Here is a 17,318-nt window from a genome sequence, read left to right as displayed (position 1 = left end):
GCGCGCCGCGTTCAAGGGGCGGCGCACGAAACCCTGTCCTCAGACGGCAGGGATGCGAGGCAAGGGCCCGCGCACCCGGTCGCGGTAGGCGCGCACGGCGATGCCGAACGCGTTGAAGAGCTGGACGGAGACGGGGTTGTCGGCGGCACGCCACTCGGGGTGCCACTGGACGCAGAGGTTGAAGCCCGGTGCGGCGGGCTGGGTGAAGGCTTCGACGAGGCCGTCGGGCGCATGGGCCTCGGCGCGCAGGCCGGGGGCCAGTTCGCGCACGCCCTGGCCGTGCACCGAGTTGACCTCGAAGTGCTCGCGCCCGGTGATCGCCGCCAGCACGCCGCCGGCGACGACGTCGACGCGGTGCGCCAGGTCGTACTGCACGGCCGCCGGCTGGTCCGCCGGGGCGCGGTGGTCGTGGCGGCCCTCGGCCTGGTGCACCGCCTGGTACAGCGTGCCGCCGAGCGCGACGTTGGCTTCCTGGAAGCCGCGGCAGATGCCGAACAGCGGCACGCCGCGCTCGAGCGCGCGCCGGATCAGCGGCAGCGTCCAGGCGTCGCGGTCCGGGTCCAGCGGGAGCGTCGGGTCGAGCACCGTCTCGTTGAAGTGCGAGGGGTGCACGTTGGATTGCGAACCCGTCAGCAGGACACCGTCGCAGGTGTCCAGCAGCGCGTCGATCTCGTCGGGCCCGAAGGGCGGTGCGATCAGCGGCAAGGCGCCGGCGAGGCGCACGGCGTCGACGTACTTGCGTCCGGCGACGTGGAAGGGGTGTTCGCCCGAGGGGCGATTGCAGCTGGTGACGAGAACGACGGGGGGGCGTTGGCTCATGAAGTACGGGGGTCAGCCGAGGATGTCTCGCAGCCTATACCAGGCCATGCCGAGCACCAATGCGGGTGTACGCAGCATCCGGCCACCGGGGAAGGCCCGGTGGCGCAGCCTGGCGAAGACGTCGAAGCGAGACGCGTCGCCGGCGATCGCCTCGGCGACGAGGCGGCCGGCCATGCCGGTCAGCGCGAGGCCGTGACCGGAGAAACCTTGCAGGTAATAGACGTTGGGCGCGCCGGCGAGGCGGCCGAAGTCGGGCGCGCGGTTCATCGAGATGTCGACGAAACCGCCCCAGGCGTAATCGACCTTGGTCGACGCGAGCTGGGGGAAGCTCAGCACCATGCGCTGGCGCATGCTTTCCGCGAGGTTGGACGGCGTCAGCGTGCTGTAGCTGACGCGGCCGCCGTAGAGCATGCGGTTGTCGTCGGTGGTGCGGAAGTAGTCGAGCACGAAGTTGGTGTCGCAGACCGCCGATCGCGACGGAATCAGCCGGTCGGCCACCGCGTCGTCGAGCACGCTGCTGCACGCAATGTACGTGCCGACCGGCATGATGCGCGGCTCCAGCGCCGGCGCCAGTCCCGAGAGGTACACGTTGCCTGCGAGCAGCACGCGCTGCGCGTGCACCTCGCCGCCGGCCGTGCGCAGCACCGCCGGCTCGCCGGGCGTCATCGAGACCACCGGGCTGTGTTCGTGCAGGCGCACGCCTGCCTCGGCGGCGGCGCGCGCGATGCCCAGCGCGTACTTCAGCGGGTGCAGGTGCCCGGAACGCGGGTCGTGCACGCCGCTGTGGAAACGTGGGCTGTCGATCCAGTTGCGCACCTCGGCCGGGCCGACGCGCGTCAGCGCATAGCCGTAGACCGATTCCATACGGTCGGCCCACTCGGCGAGTTCGGCGCCTTTGCGCGCGTTGGTCGCCAGGCCGAGGTAGCCGTCGCGCCATTCGCAGTCGATGCCGTGGCGGGCGATGCGCTCGCGGATCAGGTCCAGCGCCTCGATCGACATCGCCCAGACGCGTTTGGCCTCGTCCAGGCCCAGCTGGGCCTCGATCGTCGCCTGGTCGCAGGCCAGGCCGTGGATCGCCTGGCCGCCGTTGCGGCCGCTGCCGCCCCAGGCGAGCTCCCGGGCCTCCAGCAGCACGACGTCGAAGCCACGCTGGCGCAGCTCCAGCGCCGCCGACAGCCCGGCCAGGCCGCCGCCGACGACGGCGACGTCGCAGCTCGTCGTGCCGGCCAGCGGCGCATGGCCGGGGCTACGCACCGCGGTCGCCGCGTAATACGAGTCGCGGGCCAGGTCCTGGTCGGTGTCGAGCAGCGGCATCGCGGCGGTCTCCGGTGCCTCAGGCCAGGCGGCGCAGCGCCGTGCGGATCGACTCGACGATGCGGTCGATCTGCGCGCGTTCGACGATCAGCGGCGGCGACAGCGCGATGACGTCGCCGGTGGTGCGGATCAGCACGCCCTGCTCGTAGCAGTCGAGGAAGGCCTCGAAGGCGCGCTTGCCGGGCTCGCCCGGGCGTGCGGCCAGCTCGATGCCGCCGACGAAGCCGACGTTGCGGATGTCGATGACGTGCGGCTCGCCCTTCAGCGAATGCAGGCCTTCGGCGAAGTAGCCGCCGAGCTCGCCGGCGCGCGTCAGCAGGCCTTCCTCGGCATAGGTGTCCAGCGTCGCCAGGCCGGCGGCGCAGGCCAGCGGGTGGGCCGAGTAGGTGTAGCCGTGCGCGAACTCGATCAGGTGCTCGGGCCCGTTCATGAAGGTGTCGTGGATCGTGTCCTTCACGAGCACGGCGCCCATCGGCACGGTGCCGTTGGTCACGCCCTTGGCCAGCGTCACGAGGTCCGGCGTCACGCCGAAGGTCTGCGACGCGAAGGGCTGGCCGGTGCGGCCGAAGCCGGTGATGACCTCGTCGAAGATCAGCAGGATGCCGTGGCGGTCGCAGATCTCGCGCAGGCGCTGCAGGTAGCCCTGGGGCGGCAGCAGCACGCCGGTGGAGCCGGCGACCGGCTCGACGATGACCGCGGCGATCGTCGACGCGTCGTGCAGCGCGACCAGGCGTTCCAGGTCGTCGGCGAGTTCGGCGCCGTGCGCGGGCTGGCCGACGCTGAAGGCATTGCGCGCCGGGTCGTGGGTGTGGCGGATGTGGTCGACGCCGCCCAGCAGCGTGCCGAACATCTTGCGGTTGCCGACGATGCCGCCGACCGAGATGCCGCCGAAGTTGACGCCGTGGTAACCGCGTTCGCGGCCGATCAGCCGCGTGCGGCTGCCCTCGCCGCGCACGCGGTGGTAGGCCAGCGCGATCTTCAGCGCCGTCTCGACCGACTCGGAGCCCGAGTTCGTGAAGAACACGTGGTCCAGCCCGGCCGGCGCCAGCTTGGCGATGCGGTCGGCCAGCTCGAAGGCCTTGGGATGCGCCATCTGGAACGGCGGCGCGTAGTCCAACTCGGCGGCCTGGGCCTGGATGGCCTGCACGATCTTCGGCCGCGCGTGCCCGGCGTTGACGCACCACAGCCCGGCGACGCCGTCGAGGATCTGGCGACCGCGGTCGTCCCAGTAGTACATGCCTTCCGAACGGGTCAGCAGGCGCGGCGCCTTCTTGAACTGCCGGTTGGCGGTGAAGGGCATCCAGTAAGCGGAGAGATCCTGGGTCATGGCGTTTTCTCGGGTGGCGCCACAGCTCCGGCGCCGGGGTGTTTCGACAAGGACGGCGGGTTGGAGAACCCGACCCCAGTCTAGCCACGACCGTTAGCAATGTGCGTGCTCGGTCGATGCGGGTTCGCCCGCGATCGCGCACAATGATGCGAGCAAAACGGCGAGAGGCGCAACTTCATGCGAAACACGGAAGCTTCATCGCAATGGCCTGCCAAACTCGATGCGATCGACCGGGCCATATTGCAGGAACTTCAAATCGACGGCCGGCTGTCGAACGTCGACCTCGCGCAGCGCGTGCACCTGTCGCCGTCGGCGTGCCTGCGACGCGTGAAGGCGCTGGAAGAGCAGGGCGTCGTCGACCGCTACGTGGCGCTGCTCAATCCGCGGGCGATCGGCCGCCACGGCACCAGCTACACCATCGTCAACCTGGAGAGCACGCAGCCGGGCAAGCTCGAAGCCTTCGAGCAGGCGGTCAAGGACACGCCGGAGATCCTGGACTGCTTCTACGTCGCCGGCGCCAACGACTACCTCGTGCGCTTCACCTACCGCGACGCCGAGGACCTGGAGCGTTTCCACGCCGAGGTGCTGCCGCGCCTGCCCGGCGTGGTGCGCTCCAACTCCATGTTGGTGCTGCGCACCGTGAAGAAGACCAGCGCCTTGCCACTGTGAAGCCGGAACGAAAACGGGCGCCCCGCAGGGCGCCCGCATCGGCTGGAAACGAGGCCGCTCAGCCGCGCGACTTCGCCCCTTCCTCCAGCGAGGCGTGGTGGCGTCGGGCGGCCGGGTAGACCAGCGACTCCTCCAGGCCGATGTGCTCGTAATAGAGCGCGGTGAAGACCGGCAGCGCGTGGCGCAGCATCACCAGGTCGTACCAGTTGTAGCCCTCGGCGATGGCTTCGATCTGCGGCGCGAGCTCGAGCCAGTCTTCCTCCAGCCAGCCGTGATCCTGCTGCAGGCGCTTGATGCTCTGCACCAGCTCGGCGTCGCCCTTGGCCAGCAGTTGCGGGAAGACGAAACGCTCCTCGTCGGAGTGGTGCTGGCGGGCGTGGCCGTTGAAGAACTCGAGGATCTCGGCGGCGCTGCCGCGTGCCACCTCGTCGGCGCCGTTTTCGTCGATGTGCGCGAGCAGGCGGTCGAACTGGCCCAGCACCTCGATGACGCGGGCGTGCGTGCGGTCGAGCGCTTCGAAGGGGGGGACCGGCGGCGCCGGGGCGCGGGCGGGACGGGCTTTGGTTCCAGAGCTTGCAGCCATCGCGACTCCTTCAGGGTTTTCCTGATTGTTCGAGCGAGCAAAGTGTCGGACTTGCGCGGGATCAAGTTCGGTTCGCCGTCAGCGGCGCGCCGCCCCTGCTCCCGCTGCGGCCTGCGCGAGGCGCCCGGCCAGGTAAGTCCAGACGAAGGTGGCGGCCGCCGACGAGGCGAGTTCCGCATGATCGTACGGCGGCGCGACTTCGACGCAATCCATGCCGACGAAAGGCAGCTCCGCCCACTCTTCGAGCAGGGTCAGCACCTGGTTGGTGCTCATGCCGCCCGGTTCCGGGGTGCCGGTGCCCGGCGCGAAAGCCGGGTCCAGGCAGTCGATGTCCAGCGACAGATAGACCGGCGGCATGCCGTGCGCGGCGAAACGCTCGCGCACCGCGGCCAGCACCGGCGCGAGCTGGCCCGGGCTCTCCAGGCCGCGCAGTTCGCGGGCGCCGAAGAACAGGCCGCCGCGGTCGGGCACGTAGTCGCGCGCCTCGCGCACCGCCGCCGAGCGGATGCCGACCTGGACGAAACACGCCGGATCGACCAGCCCCTCGACGAAGGCCTCGTGCACCCAGGTGCCATGGCCCGAGGGCTCGCCGAAATGGTCTTCCCAGGTGTCGCAGTGGGCGTCGAAGTGGATCACCGCCAGCGGCCGGCCGAAGCGGGCGCGGTACTCGCGCAGCAGCGGCAGCGTCATCGAGTGGTCGCCGCCCAGCCAGGCCATGTGGTGCGCGGCGATCAGCTCGGCGGCCGCGGGCTGCAGCGCACGCCGCATGCCCTCGATCGAGGTGTTGGGCAGCGGCAGGTCGCCGGCGTCGGCCAGCGCGCCGATCGGCGAGCTGCCGAACAGCGGGTGCGTCGCGTCGCAGAGCATGTGGCTGGCGGCGCGGATCGCGCGTGGCCCGAAGCGTGCACCGGGGCGGTTGGTCACCGCGCCGTCCCAGGCGACGCCGGCGACGCAGAACGGCATTGCCGGGGCGGCCTCGCGCGTCGGCACCTTGAGGAACGAGGCGTGGTCGGAAAGGAAGGCGAAGTGGCTCATCGGTCGGGCGGGCGGCACGCGCATCGCGCCGCGGCGGCAACCATCATAAGGAAGGGCGGGCGATGAAGCCGTTGCTCGTGCTGCAGCACCTGTCGGCCGACGGGCCGGCCTTCCTCGCCTCGTGGCTGGGCGCGCGCGGCGTCGCCTTCGAACTGCGCAACGCCGAGGCCGGCGATGCCTTCCCGGATTCGATCGCGCCGTACTCGGCGCTGGCCGTGCTTGGCGGCGAGATGAGCGCCAACGACCCGCTGCCGGCGCTGCGTGCCGGCGAGCGCCTGATCCTCGACGCGATGGAGCGCTCGCGCCCGGTCATCGGCCACTGCCTGGGCGGCCAGCTGATGGCGCGGGCGCTGGGCGCGCGTGTCGTCGAGTCGCCGGCCCCGGAGATCGGCTGGCAGCCGATCGACATCGGCGACTCGGACATGGCCCGTGCCTGGTTCGGCGCCGCGCCGCGGCAGACGGTCTTCCAGTGGCATTACGAAGCCTTCGAACTGCCGCGTGGCGCCGAACGCCTGGCCGGCAGCCGCGCGTGCCCGAACCAGGCCTTCGCGTACGGGCCCCATCTGGCGTTGCAGTTCCACGTCGAGCAGGACGCCGAGAAGCTCGCCCGCTGGTCCACGGATGACGGCGAGCGCTACCTGCGCGCGTTGGCGGACCACGCCAGCGTCCAAACCGGCGACGCGATGCGTCGCGACGGCGTGTCGGCCCTGGCGTCGCAGCAGCGTCTCGCCGACCGTCTGTACCGGCGCTGGCTCGGTGCCGTCCGCTGACTTGCATCTTGTGGAAACACGTTACCGCATTGCGGGATAGGGCCACGCTGCACCGCAGCAAAATCCATCAGATGAGAAAACGACGTTCCGAATCGTGAAAGTGAAGCTCTAAGCTTTTGATTTTATTGAGCTCTATCTTTTGTCTTATATAAGACAGAAGTCTTGGCATCCGGCCGTGCGACGGGTACGCTTGCGTCATCGTTTCTCCCTTGGACCAGGAGTCTTCCGATGACGAAACCGACCCGCGAACAACAAGCCGCCGCCCTCGAAAAAGACTGGGCGGAGAACCCGCGCTGGAAAGGCATCAAGCGCGGTTACACCGCTGCCGACGTGGTGCGCCTGCGCGGCTCGCTCGCCATCGAGCACACGCTGGCCAAGCGGGGCGCCGAGAAGCTCTGGACGCTGATCAACAACGAGCCCTTCATCAATGCGCTGGGCGCGCTGACCGGCAACCAGGCGATGCAGCAGGTCAAGGCCGGCCTGAAGGCGATCTACCTGTCGGGCTGGCAGGTCGCCGGCGACGCCAACAGCAACGGCGAGATGTATCCCGACCAGTCGCTGTACTCGGTGGACTCGGTGCCCAAGGTCGTCAAGCGCATCAACGCGACCTTCCAGCGCGCTGACCAGATCCAGTGGAGCGAAGGCAAGAACGACATCGACTTCTTCGCGCCCATCGTCGCCGACGCCGAAGCCGGCTTCGGTGGCGTGCTCAACGCCTTCGAGCTGATGAAGGCGATGATCGACGCCGGCGCCGCCGGCGTGCACTTCGAAGACCAGCTCGCCGCGGTCAAGAAGTGCGGTCACATGGGCGGCAAGGTGCTGGTGCCGACGCGTGAAGCGATCAGCAAGCTCGTCGCCGCCCGCCTGGCCGCCGACGTGATGGGCACGCCGACCGTGCTGCTGGCGCGCACCGACGCCGAAGCCGCCGACCTGGTGACCAGCGACGTCGACGAGAACGACCAGCCCTTCCTGACCGGCGAGCGCACCGTCGAAGGCTTCTTCCGCACGAAGAACGGCCTGGAGCAGTCGATCAGCCGCGGCCTGGCCTACGCGCCGTATGCCGACCTGATCTGGTGCGAGACCGGCAAGCCCGACCTGGCCTTCGCCAAGGCCTTCGCCGAGGCGATACACGCCAAGTTCCCGGGCAAGCTGCTGGCCTACAACTGCTCGCCGTCGTTCAACTGGAAGAAGAACCTCGACGACGCGACGATCGCCAAGTTCCAGCGCGAGCTGGGCGCGATGGGCTACAAGTTCCAGTTCATCACGCTGGCCGGCTTCCACAGCCTCAACTACGGCATGTTCGACCTCGCCTACGGCTACGCCCGCGAGAACATGACGGCTTTCGTCGAGCTGCAGCAGAAGGAGTTCGCCGCCGCCGAGCGTGGCTTCACCGCGGTGAAGCACCAGCGCGAGGTCGGCACCGGCTACTTCGACGCCGTGACGACGACGATCGAGAAGCAGGCCTCGACGGCCGCGCTGAAGGGTTCGACCGAGGACGAGCAGTTCCTCGACGGCGCGCACTGACGCGCCCCGCGCCGGGCCGCAGAGCCCGGCTTGACCGGTTCCGAGAGGAAGCCAGAGGAGACAGGCGAACGGCACGGCCCGCGAGGGTCGTGCCGTTTTGCCATGCGGAGTCGGGATTTGCCCCGCGGGAAGCCCGGCGGCGTAGCATGGGTCGCCAGGAGGTGACTCGATGAAAGTCGGAATCATCGGCGTCGGCTATGTCGGCGCCAGCGTGGCGGTCTCGCTGCTGCACGGCGGCGTCACGCGTGAACTGCTGCTGCACGACCGCGACGCCGCGCGTGCCGAAGGCGAGGCGATGGACCTCGCGCAGGGCGCGCCGTACTACCCACGCGCCACGGTGCGTGCGGTCGACCTGGACGAGGTCTCTCGGTGCGACGTCGTCGTCTTCGCCGCCGGCCGCAACGGCCGCCCCGGCGAGTCGCGGCTGCAGCTGCTGGCCGACAACTTCCGCGTCGCCAGCGAGGTCGGCCGCGTCGTCGGCCAGCACGCCGGGATCATTGTCGCGATCTCCAACCCGGTGGACGTGCTGACGCGCGTGCTGCAGCAGTCCTCGGGCCTGCCGCCGGAGCGTGTCTTCGGCACCGGCACGATGCTCGACACCGCGCGCCTGCGCCAGGCGCTGGCCGAGCGGCTGGCGGTCGACTCGCGTTCGGTGCACGCCCAGGTGCTGGGCGAACACGGCGACTCGGAGATCGTGCAATGGTCCGGCGCCCAGGTCGGCGGCCGGCCGCTGCGCGACTGGCCGGGCTGGACGCGCGAGGACGAGCAGCGCCTGGGCCACGAGGTCAAGCGCGCGGCCTACGAGATCATCCAGAGAAAGGGCGTCACCAACCACGCGATCGGCCTGGTGACGGCCGACCTGGTGCGCGCCATCGTGCGCGACGAGCACCGCGTGCTGACCGTCACGCGCTGCCATACGGGCGAAGGGCTGGACGGCGTCGCGCTGTCCTTGCCGGCGATCGTCGGCCGCAACGGGGCGACGACGGTGATCCCGCCTTCGCTCGACGACGACGAAGCCCAGGCGCTGGCGCACTCGGCCCAGGTGCTGCGCGACGCCTGGTCGCAGCTCGCGCCGGCCTGAGCTACATCGAGGCTTCGAGCATCGCCAGGTAATCCTCGGCGCTCGCCAGCCGGGGGTTGGTCTTGTGGCAGTGGTCGGCCAGCGCGCCGGCCACGACCTTGTCGAACAGCGCCCGCGTCACGCCCATCTCGGCCAGTCCCGACGGCAGGCCGAGGCGGGCGTTGAGCGCGCGCACGGCGTCGGCGACCTCGGCGCCATCGTCGCCGCAGCCCGGCAGGCCCATCGCCTGGGCGAGGCGCTGCACGCGCTTTTCGCGCCGCACCGACTCGGCCTCGGCGTTGAAACGCAGCACCGCCGGCAGGAAGACGGCGTTCAGGCTGCCGTGGTGCAGCCGCGGGTCGGCGCCGCCCAGCGCGTGGCTCAGCGAGTGCACGCAGCCCAGGCCTTTCTGGAAGGCCAGCGCGCCCTGCATGCTGGCGCTCATCATGTTCCAGCGCGCCTCGCGGTCGCCGCCGTCGCGGGTCGCACGTTCGATGTGCGCCCAGCCGCGCGCCAGGCCGTCGAGCGCGATGCCGTCGGCCGGCGGGATCGGCGCCGGGGCGAGAAAGGTCTCGATGCAGTGCGCGATCGCGTCCATGCCGGTGGCCGCGGTCAGCTTGGGCGGCAGCGCCAGCGTCAGCTCCGGGTCGAGCAGCGCGGCCTTGGGCACCAGATGCCAGCTGTGGAAACCCAGCTTGCGGCCGTCGTCGACGATGACGATGGCGCCACGTGCGACCTCGCTGCCGGTGCCGGCGGTCGTCGGCACCGCGATCAGCGGCGCGACGCGCTCGCTGATGCGTGCGCTGCCGCCTTCGATCGTCGCGTAGTGCGCCAGCGGGCCCTCGTGCGTCGCCGCGATCGCGACGCCTTTGGCCAGGTCGATCGACGAGCCGCCGCCGACGGCCACCAGCCCGTCGCAGCCGTGTTCGCGCCAGACGCGCACGGCGTCGCGCACCGCGGCTTCGGTCGGGTTGGACGGCGTGCCGTCGTAGACCGCGTGCGGCAGGTCGCCGAGCGCGTCGAGCGCCGGCTGCAGCACGCCGGCGGCGCGCACGCCGACGTCGGTGACGACGAGCGGGCGGCGCATGCCGGTGCGTTCGCACTCGCCGCGCAGCAGGCGCACCGCGCCGAAATCGAGGTCGATCTGGGTGACGTAGAGCATTCGGGCCATCGGCCCAGTATCCTCGCGGCCACCTTGGGAACGCATCTGCTGAAACCCGCAATGGCGGGCCTGCTCGAACGCATCCGCCGCGCCGAACGCAGGCCCTTCCATGCGATGGAACCCGCGGCCGCCCGCGCCGCCTACGAAACTGCCGCCGAAGTGCTGGACCTGCCGCGTGCGCCGCTGGCCCGTGTCGAGAACTTCACGATCCCCGCCGCCGACGGCACGCCGCTGCGTGCGCGGCTGTACGCGCCCTCGCACGAGCGCCTGCCGCCGCTGCTGTACCTGCACGGCGGCGGCTTCGTCATCGGCAGCCTGGAGACCCACGACAGCCTGTGCCGCCAACTCGCGCGGCGCAGCGGCGGCGCCGTCGTCGCGCTGGACTACCGGCTCGCGCCCGAACATCGCTTTCCGACCGCGGTCGACGACGCCTGGGCGGCGATGGCCTGGCTAGCAGCGAACACCGCCACGCTGGGGCTGGACGGCGCCCGGCTGGCCGTCGGTGGTGACAGTGCCGGCGGCACGCTGGCCGCGGCCAGCGCGATCCACGCCCGCGACATCGGCCTTCCCCTGGCGCTGCAGCTGCTGGTGACGCCGGGCACGACGGCGCACGCCGACACCGCCAGCCACAAGCTCTTCGCCAACGGCTTTTTGATCGACGCCGCGACGATCGCCTGGTTCTTCGACCACTACATCGACTACCACCACCGCCACGACTGGCGCTTCGCGCCGCTGGAGGCCGAGGATCTGGAGGGCGTCGCGCCGGCCTGCCTGCTGCTGGCCGAGTGCGACCCGCTGGTCGACGAAGGCATCGCCTACGCCGACCGGCTGCGCCTGCACAGCGTGCCGGTGGCGCTGGAGATCGCCCGAGGCATGACCCACGACTTCATCAAGATGGGCCGCGCGCTGCCCGACGCCCACGCGGCGCTCGACGCTGCCGCCGCGGCCCTGCGCGAGGCCTGGAACCCGTGAACAACCTGAACCGAACCGATTTCCGCTTCAGCGAACGCCTGCGCGTGCGCTGGTCCGAGGTCGACGCCCAGAAGGTCGTCTTCAACGCCCATTACCTGAGCTATTTCGACACCGCGATCGCCGGCTACTGGCGCGCGCTGGCGCTGCCGTACGAGGCGACGCTGGCGGCGCTGGACGGCGATCTGTTCGTGCGCAAGGCGAGCCTGGAGTACCGCAGCAGCGCGCGCTACGACGACCTGCTGGACGTCGGCATCCGCTGCCGGCGCATCGGCAACTCGTCGATCAGCTTCGATGCGGTGGCCTGGCGCGGCGCGACGACGGTCGTCGCCGGCGAGCTGGTCTACGTCTTCACCGACGTCGCGGGGCAGGTCCCGCGGCCGGTGCCGGCGGCGCTGCGCACGGCGCTCGAACGCTACGAGGCCGGCGCGCCGGCCGTCGAGGTCAAGGTCGGCCGCTGGGCCGAGCTCGGCCGCGACGCCCAGGCCATCCGCAGCGCCGTCTTCGTCCAGGAGCAGGGCATCCCCGCCGAACTGGAGTGGGACGCCGCCGACGCCGGCGCCATGCACGCGGTGGCGATCAACGGGGTCGGTGCCGCGGTCGCCACCGGCCGCTGGCTCGACACCGACGAGCCCGGCGTCGCCCGCATCGGCCGCATGGCGGTGCTGGCGCCGCTGCGCAGCGGCGGCGTCGGCCGCGCGGTGCTGGACGCGCTGGTCGCGTCGGCGCGCGAAGCCGGGCGCGAGGCGCTGATGCTGCACGCCCAGGCGAGCGCGGTGGCCTTCTACCACCGCGCCGGTTTCGAGCCGGTCGGCCCGGAGTTCGTCGAGGCCGGCATCCCGCACCAGGAGATGCGGCGAAGGCTCTGATTCAGCGCGTCAGAGCGGCACGAAACGCTCGACGTGGCGCTTGCCGACGATCCACGGCGCCAGCGCTGCCGCCAGCCGGGCCTCGGCGTCGGTGGCCGCGTCTTCGTCGGGCGCCTGATGAACTTCCATCAGCGTCGCCAGGCCGTCGCGCGTCTCGGGCCGGCGCAGCAGCTCGACGCCGAAGGGCAGCGAGGCGATGACGGCGCGCGCCGCCTCGGCGCAGGCCCCGACCTCGCCCTCGGCGACGCGGTAATAGACGTAGCGCCGCACCGGCGCGCCCCCTCAGGCTTCGGCCGCCGGGATGGCGTAGGGCAGGGCGGCCGGGCGCAGCGCCGGGCCGTCGGCCGCACCCAGGTGCAGCGCGACGCCGTCGGCCAACGCCGCGATCTTGGTCTCGGCGAGCACCGCCCAGGTGCCGGTGCCGTCGGGCGCGGGCGCCGCAGCGACCACCATGCCGGCCGGCTGCGCCGGGTCTTCGGCGGCGTAGACGTCCTGGCCGGGAGCGGCCGGCGCGTCGGCGTCGAACAGGTAGGCGCGGCGCTTCAAGGTGCCGCGGTACTGGCTGCGCGCGACGATCTCCTGGCCCGGGTAGCAGCCCTTCTGGAAGTTGACGCCGCCGACGAGCTCGAGGTTCACCATCTGCGGCACGAACTGCTCGACGGTGGCGGCGACGATGCGCGGCACCGCGCTATGCACTTCCAGCCAGGCCCAGGCCTCGGGCGCCAGCGCCGGCAGCTCGGGCGGCTCGGCGCCGGCGAACAGCCAGCGTGCGACGCCTTGCACGTCGTCCAGGCGCAGCACTTCGCTGGCCTCGTCGGGCGCGACACGCTGCCAGGCCGCCGCCGGGCCAGAGCTGCCGAGCGCGGCGGCCGCCGCGTCGCCGGCCAGGCCCCACAGCGGCCATTCGGCGCTGGCGTCCTCGAGCTGGCACTTGGCGCGCAGCACGAACATCTTCAGGCGCTTGAGCACGGCCGGCAGCACGTCGGCGCTGCAGGCGAGCAGGAACTCGGCCGGGCCGCGGCGCCAGACGACGAAGCTGGCCAGCAGCCGGCCCTTGGCCGAGCAGTAGCCGGCCAGGCGCACGGCGCCGGCGTCCAGACGCACGAGGTCCTGGGTCAGCTGGCCGTGCAGGAAGGCTGCGGCGTCGTTTCCGGTGGCCCGGATGACGCCCCAATCGCTCAGACGCACGGCACCTTGGAGCTTTGACATGGCAGCGACGGTTGACTTCATGCGGCCCATTATCATCGCCGCCCATGTCTAGAAGGGGGTCCGGCTCTGGCCGGTGGCAGGCCGCGCTCCTGTCCTTTTTGCTGCTGCCGTTGATCGGCGTGGGCATCGCGTTGTGGTGGCTCGGCCGTCCGCTGGAGCTGGCCGCGCCGACGGTGGAAGTCTCGATCGAAGCCGGCACGCCGCCGCGGCAGATCGCCGAGGCCTGGGTGCGCGCCGGCGTCGTCACCTCGCCGCGCCTGCTCTACGAGTGGTTCCGCTGGTCGGGCGAGGCGCGCCGCATCCGCGCCGGCAGCTACGCCGTCGAGCCCGGCGCGACGCCGCGCACGCTGCTGTCCAAGATGGTCGAGGGCGACGAGGAGCTCGCCACTGTGCGCCTGATCGAAGGCTGGACCTGGCGCCAGTTCCGCGCCGAGCTGGCCAAGGCGCCGCGCCTGAAGCCGACCACGGCGCTGATGAGCGACGCCGAGCTGATGGCCGCGATCGGTGCGCCCGGCATCGCGCCCGAAGGCCGCTTCTTCCCCGACACCTACGCCTACAGCGTCGGCGTCAGCGACCTGCTGGTGCTCAAGCGCGCCTACACCAAGATGCAGCGCGAGCTGAACGCGGCCTGGGCCGAGCGCGCCTCCGACTCGCCGCTGAAGACGCCCGAACAGGCGCTGACGCTGGCGTCGATCGTCGAGAAGGAAACCGGGCGCGAAGCCGACCGCGCGCTGGTCGCCGGCGTTTTCAGCAACCGCCTGCGCGTGGGCATGCCGCTGCAGACCGACCCTGCGGTGATCTACGGCCTGGGCGAGCGTTTCGACGGCAACCTGCGCCGCGCCCACCTGGACACCGACGGGCCGTACAACACCTACACCCGGCCCGGCCTGCCGCCGACGCCGATCGCGATGCCGGGCCGCGCCTCGCTGCGCGCCGCGGTGCAGCCGGCGCCGACCAAGGCGCTGTACTTCGTCGCGCGCGGCGACGGCAGCAGCCAGTTCAGCGAAACGCTGGACGCCCATAATCGCGCGGTGAACCAGTTCCAGCGCGGCCGCAAGTGAGGGCAGGCCGCTTCCTCAGCTTCGAAGGCATCGACGGCGCCGGCAAGAGCTCGCACATCGAGTGGCTGGCCGGCTGGCTGCGCGCGCGCGGCCGCGAGGTGCTGGTGACGCGCGAACCCGGCGGCACCGAACTCGCCGAGCGCCTGCGCGAGCTGGTGCTGCACCAGGGCATGGACGCGCTGACCGAGGCGCTGCTGGTCTTCGCCGCGCGCCGCGACCACCTCGTCACGCGCATCGAACCGGCGCTGGCCGCCGGCGCCGTCGTGCTCTGCGACCGCTTCACCGACGCGACCTTCGCCTACCAGGGCGCCGGCCGCGGCTTCGACCTCGGCGTGCTCGCCACGCTCGAGTCCTGGGTGCAGCAGGGTCGCCAGCCCGACCTGACCGTCTGGTTCGACCTGCCGCCGGCGGTCGCCGCCGCGCGCCGCGCCGCGGTGCGCGCGCCCGACCGCTTCGAGAGCCAGGACGAGGCCTTCTTCGAGCGCGTGCGCGCGGGCTACGCGCGCCGCGCCGAGGCCGACCCGGGGCGCTTCGCGATCCTCGATGCCGCGGCCACGCCCGAGGCAGTGCGGGTGCAGCTCGAAGCCGTGCTGGAGTCGCGCGGCCCGTGGTGAATCTGGTCGTCGACGAGCACGGCGCGCCGCCGCTGCCCTGGCTGGCCGCGCCGCTGGCCGATGCGCTGGCTCGCCAGCGTGGCCATGCGCTGCTGCTGCACGGCGCGGCCGGCATCGGCACGCTGCATTTCGCCGCCGCGCTGGCGCAGAGCTGGCTCTGCGAAGGCCACGACGGCCACCCGCGCCCGGCCTGCGGCCGCTGCCCGAGCTGCCATCTCGTGCAGAGCAAGCTGCACCCGGACCTGCTGGTGCTGATGCCCGAGACGCTGCGCCAGGCCCATGCCTGGCCGTTCCCGGGCGACAAGCCCGAGGACGAAGGCAAGAAGAAGCCCAGCCGCCAGATCCGCATCGACGAGATCCGCCATGCGATCGACTGGGTGGCGCGCACCACCTCGCGTGGCCGCGGCAAGGTCGTCGTGCTGCACCCGGCCGAGGCGATCAACCTGCAGGCCGCCAACGCGCTGCTGAAGACGCTGGAAGAGCCGCCTGCCGGTACCCGGCTGCTGCTGGGCGCCGGCGACCCCCAGCATCTGCTGCCCACGGTGCGCAGCCGCTGCCACCGCGTCGCGCTCGCCGCGCCGCCGGCAGACCAGGCGCGCGACTGGCTGGCCGGGCAGGGCGTGGCCGAACCCGAGGTGCTGCTGGCCGCCGCCGCCGGCCGGCCGCTGGACGCGCAGGCGCTGGCCAAGGACGGCGTCAGCGCCGCCGCCTGGCGCGCGCTGCCCGCGGCGCTGGCGCGTGGCCAGGCCCAGGCGCTGTCCGGCTGGCCGGTGCCGCGCGTCGTCGACGCGCTGCAGAAGCTCTGCCACGACGCCGCGGCGGTCGGGGCCGGCGCCGCACCGCGCTACTTCCCCGAAGGCAGCGTGCCGCGCGCACGCAGTGCCCAGGCGCTGCACGAGTGGCACGAGGCCTTGCAGCGTGTCGCGCGCCACGACGAACACCCGTGGCACGAAGCGCTGTTGATCGAGGCGCTGGTGGCCCAGGCGAGCGCCGCGCTTACACTGCGCGGATGACAGATCGGCTGCCGTCGAGACACGGTGGGCTCGCCCCGGCCACCGCGCCGGCCGGGCAGCAGAGCCGTCCCAGCGTCATCCAGCTGGTGTTCCGCGAGAAGGGCGCGCTCTATGCCGCCTACATCCCGTTTCTCAGCGAAGGCGGCCTGTTCGTACCGACGACGCGCGACTACCGGCTCGGCGACGACATCTACCTGCTGCTGTCGCTGCCGGAGGACCCGCAGCGCTATCCGGTGGCCGGCAAGATCGCCTGGATCACCCCGGCCAACGCGTCGGGTGGCCGCACCCAGGGTGTCGGCGTGCGTTTCCCGGCCGACGAGAAGTCGCGCGCGCTGCGGCTGAAGATCGAAGAAGTGCTGGGCACCTCGATCTCCTCGTCCAAGCCGACGCAGACGATCTGACCGTCGTTCCCCCGGCCGGCGCGAGCACGGCCTCTTCCGGTTTTGTTTCGCATGTTTGTCGACTCGCACTGCCACCTGACGTTTCCCGAATTGCACGACCGCGTCCAAGCCATCCTGGCTGACATGGCCGCGGCCGACGTGCGCGCCGCGCTGACGATCTGCACCACGCTCGAGGAGTTCGAGACCGCGCACGCGCTGGCGATGGCGCACCGCAACCTCTGGTGCAGCGTCGGCGTGCACCCGGACACCGAAGGCCAGGCCGAGCCCGACCAGGCGACGCTGGTGGCGCTGGCGTGCCGCGCGCGTGTCGTCGCGATCGGCGAGACCGGCCTGGACTACTACCGCCTCAACGGCCGCAGCCTGGCCGAGATGGAGTGGCAGCGAGAGCGTTTCCGCGTGCACATCCGCGCCGCGCGCGAGACCGGCCTGCCGCTGGTCGTGCACACGCGCTCGTCGGCCGAGCACACGCTGGCGATCCTGAAGGAAGAGGGCGCCGGCAAGGTGCGCGGCGTCTTCCACTGCTTCACCGAGACGCGCGAGGTCGCGCGTGCCGCGCTGGACCTCGGATTCCACGTCTCGTTCTCCGGCATCCTGACCTTCCGCAACGCCGAAGAACTGCGCGAGGTCGCGCGCGAGGTGCCGCTGGACCGCTTCCTGATCGAGACCGACAGTCCCTACCTGGCGCCGGTGCCGCACCGCGGCAAGACCAACAGCCCGGCCTGGGTGCCGCAGGTCGCGGCCAAGATCGCCGAAGTGAAGGGCCTCACGACGGACAGCATCGCCGAGGCCAGCACGCGCAACTTCGAGGCCTTGTTCGGTCTCGATCTCGGCTCCGAGCTGAGCTGATCCGGTACTCGAAGTTCTGCACACAACTGCTTGTCGGGAAAGAAGTTCAATGCACGAAAGGCGCTCTCCTCAA

General features: G+C 71.5%; 19 protein-coding genes. 11 read left to right on the top strand and 8 right to left on the bottom strand.

All coding sequences use genetic code 11. The features are described 5' to 3' along the window. Positions 1-39: 39 nt before the first annotated feature. From RGE_RS12760 to RGE_RS12750, 3 genes are read right to left on the bottom strand one after another with little or no spacing between them, the layout of a single operon-like run. A complete protein-coding gene (locus tag RGE_RS12760) occupies positions 40-819 on the bottom strand; it encodes a gamma-glutamyl-gamma-aminobutyrate hydrolase family protein (RefSeq protein ID WP_014428825.1) in 780 nt (259 codons plus the stop codon). Between the two features lie 12 nt (positions 820-831). Next, positions 832-2,133 (bottom strand): NAD(P)/FAD-dependent oxidoreductase, encoded by a 1,302-nt coding sequence (locus RGE_RS12755; RefSeq protein WP_014428824.1) that lies wholly within the window; start codon positions 2,131-2,133, stop codon positions 832-834. A gap of 19 nt (positions 2,134-2,152) precedes the next feature. Next, positions 2,153-3,460, bottom strand: coding sequence for an aspartate aminotransferase family protein (locus tag RGE_RS12750; protein ID WP_014428823.1), 1,308 nt, complete (start codon positions 3,458-3,460; stop codon positions 2,153-2,155). A 177-nt stretch (positions 3,461-3,637) separates the two neighbouring features. Between RGE_RS12750 and RGE_RS12745 the strand changes: the two genes are divergently transcribed. Then, a complete protein-coding gene (locus RGE_RS12745) occupies positions 3,638-4,129 on the top strand; it encodes an Lrp/AsnC family transcriptional regulator (RefSeq protein WP_014428822.1) in 492 nt (163 codons plus the stop codon). 58 nt (positions 4,130-4,187) lie between these two features. Here the strand turns inward: RGE_RS12745 and RGE_RS12740 are convergent, their stop codons facing one another. Both RGE_RS12740 and RGE_RS12735 read right to left on the bottom strand, forming a co-directional pair. Beyond that, positions 4,188-4,712 carry a hemerythrin domain-containing protein gene (locus RGE_RS12740; RefSeq protein WP_014428821.1) on the bottom strand — a complete coding sequence of 175 codons (525 nt, stop codon included), beginning with the start codon at positions 4,710-4,712 and terminating at the stop codon, positions 4,188-4,190. A 78-nt stretch (positions 4,713-4,790) separates the two neighbouring features. Next, complete coding sequence (locus RGE_RS12735; RefSeq protein ID WP_043785374.1) at positions 4,791-5,747, bottom strand: agmatinase; 957 nt, start codon at positions 5,745-5,747, stop codon at positions 4,791-4,793. 62 nt (positions 5,748-5,809) lie between these two features. Between RGE_RS12735 and RGE_RS12730 the strand changes: the two genes are divergently transcribed. From RGE_RS12730 to RGE_RS12720, 3 genes are all read left to right on the top strand, one after another. Then, positions 5,810-6,517 carry a type 1 glutamine amidotransferase gene (locus RGE_RS12730; protein WP_014428819.1) on the top strand — a complete coding sequence of 236 codons (708 nt, stop codon included), beginning with the start codon at positions 5,810-5,812 and terminating at the stop codon, positions 6,515-6,517. Between the two features lie 228 nt (positions 6,518-6,745). Next, positions 6,746-8,041, top strand: a complete 1,296-nt coding sequence (aceA, locus tag RGE_RS12725; RefSeq protein WP_014428818.1) for an isocitrate lyase — start codon at positions 6,746-6,748, stop codon at positions 8,039-8,041. 169 nt (positions 8,042-8,210) lie between these two features. Next, the gene (locus RGE_RS12720; protein ID WP_014428817.1) at positions 8,211-9,122 is read left to right on the top strand and encodes an L-lactate dehydrogenase; all 912 of its coding nucleotides are present in this window, start codon (positions 8,211-8,213) and stop codon (positions 9,120-9,122) included. 1 nt (position 9,123) lies between these two features. Here the strand turns inward: RGE_RS12720 and RGE_RS12715 are convergent, their stop codons facing one another. Further along, positions 9,124-10,272 carry an iron-containing alcohol dehydrogenase gene (locus tag RGE_RS12715; RefSeq protein ID WP_014428816.1) on the bottom strand — a complete coding sequence of 383 codons (1,149 nt, stop codon included), beginning with the start codon at positions 10,270-10,272 and terminating at the stop codon, positions 9,124-9,126. A gap of 51 nt (positions 10,273-10,323) precedes the next feature. On the opposite strand from RGE_RS12715, the gene RGE_RS12710 reads away from it, so the two are divergent. Together RGE_RS12710 and RGE_RS12705 are read left to right on the top strand one after the other, a co-directional pair. After that, on the top strand, positions 10,324-11,235 hold the full coding sequence (locus tag RGE_RS12710) for an alpha/beta hydrolase (RefSeq protein ID WP_014428815.1): 912 nt from the start codon (positions 10,324-10,326) through the stop codon (positions 11,233-11,235). A 5-nt stretch (positions 11,236-11,240) separates the two neighbouring features. After that, entirely contained in the window at positions 11,241-12,101 is an 861-nt protein-coding gene (locus RGE_RS12705; protein ID WP_043785370.1) for a YbgC/FadM family acyl-CoA thioesterase, read from the top strand. 9 nt (positions 12,102-12,110) lie between these two features. Here RGE_RS12705 and RGE_RS12700 read toward each other — a convergent pair whose 3' ends face one another. Together RGE_RS12700 and ygfZ are read right to left on the bottom strand one after the other, a co-directional pair. After that, positions 12,111-12,371 carry a DUF4936 family protein gene (locus tag RGE_RS12700; RefSeq protein ID WP_014428813.1) on the bottom strand — a complete coding sequence of 87 codons (261 nt, stop codon included), beginning with the start codon at positions 12,369-12,371 and terminating at the stop codon, positions 12,111-12,113. 12 nt (positions 12,372-12,383) lie between these two features. Next, entirely contained in the window at positions 12,384-13,310 is a 927-nt protein-coding gene (gene ygfZ / locus RGE_RS12695; protein ID WP_043784067.1) for a CAF17-like 4Fe-4S cluster assembly/insertion protein YgfZ, read from the bottom strand. A 44-nt stretch (positions 13,311-13,354) separates the two neighbouring features. On the opposite strand from ygfZ, the gene mltG reads away from it, so the two are divergent. The 5 genes from mltG to RGE_RS12670 are packed head-to-tail and all read left to right on the top strand — an operon-like array spanning position 13,355 to position 17,245. After that, complete coding sequence (mltG, locus tag RGE_RS12690) at positions 13,355-14,371, top strand: endolytic transglycosylase MltG (protein WP_409077214.1); 1,017 nt, start codon at positions 13,355-13,357, stop codon at positions 14,369-14,371. After that, positions 14,368-14,985: a dTMP kinase gene (tmk, locus tag RGE_RS12685; protein WP_014428810.1), complete on the top strand. Its 618-nt coding sequence runs from the start codon at positions 14,368-14,370 to the stop codon at positions 14,983-14,985. Before mltG ends, tmk begins: the two co-directional genes overlap by 4 nt. After that, entirely contained in the window at positions 14,979-15,998 is a 1,020-nt protein-coding gene (locus RGE_RS12680) for a DNA polymerase III subunit delta' (protein WP_014428809.1), read from the top strand. Before tmk ends, RGE_RS12680 begins: the two co-directional genes overlap by 7 nt. Continuing rightward, a complete protein-coding gene (locus RGE_RS12675; RefSeq protein ID WP_014428808.1) occupies positions 15,995-16,399 on the top strand; it encodes a PilZ domain-containing protein in 405 nt (134 codons plus the stop codon). Before RGE_RS12680 ends, RGE_RS12675 begins: the two co-directional genes overlap by 4 nt. 51 nt (positions 16,400-16,450) lie before the next feature. Next, a complete protein-coding gene (locus RGE_RS12670) occupies positions 16,451-17,245 on the top strand; it encodes a TatD family hydrolase (RefSeq protein ID WP_014428807.1) in 795 nt (264 codons plus the stop codon). Positions 17,246-17,318: the final 73 nt, after the last annotated feature.

Origin of the sequence: Rubrivivax gelatinosus IL144 (assembly GCF_000284255.1) — a bacterium.
Classification (GTDB): Bacteria; Pseudomonadota; Gammaproteobacteria; order Burkholderiales; family Burkholderiaceae_C; genus Rubrivivax; species Rubrivivax gelatinosus_A.
This window is presented reverse-complemented; position numbering and strand designations above follow the sequence as displayed.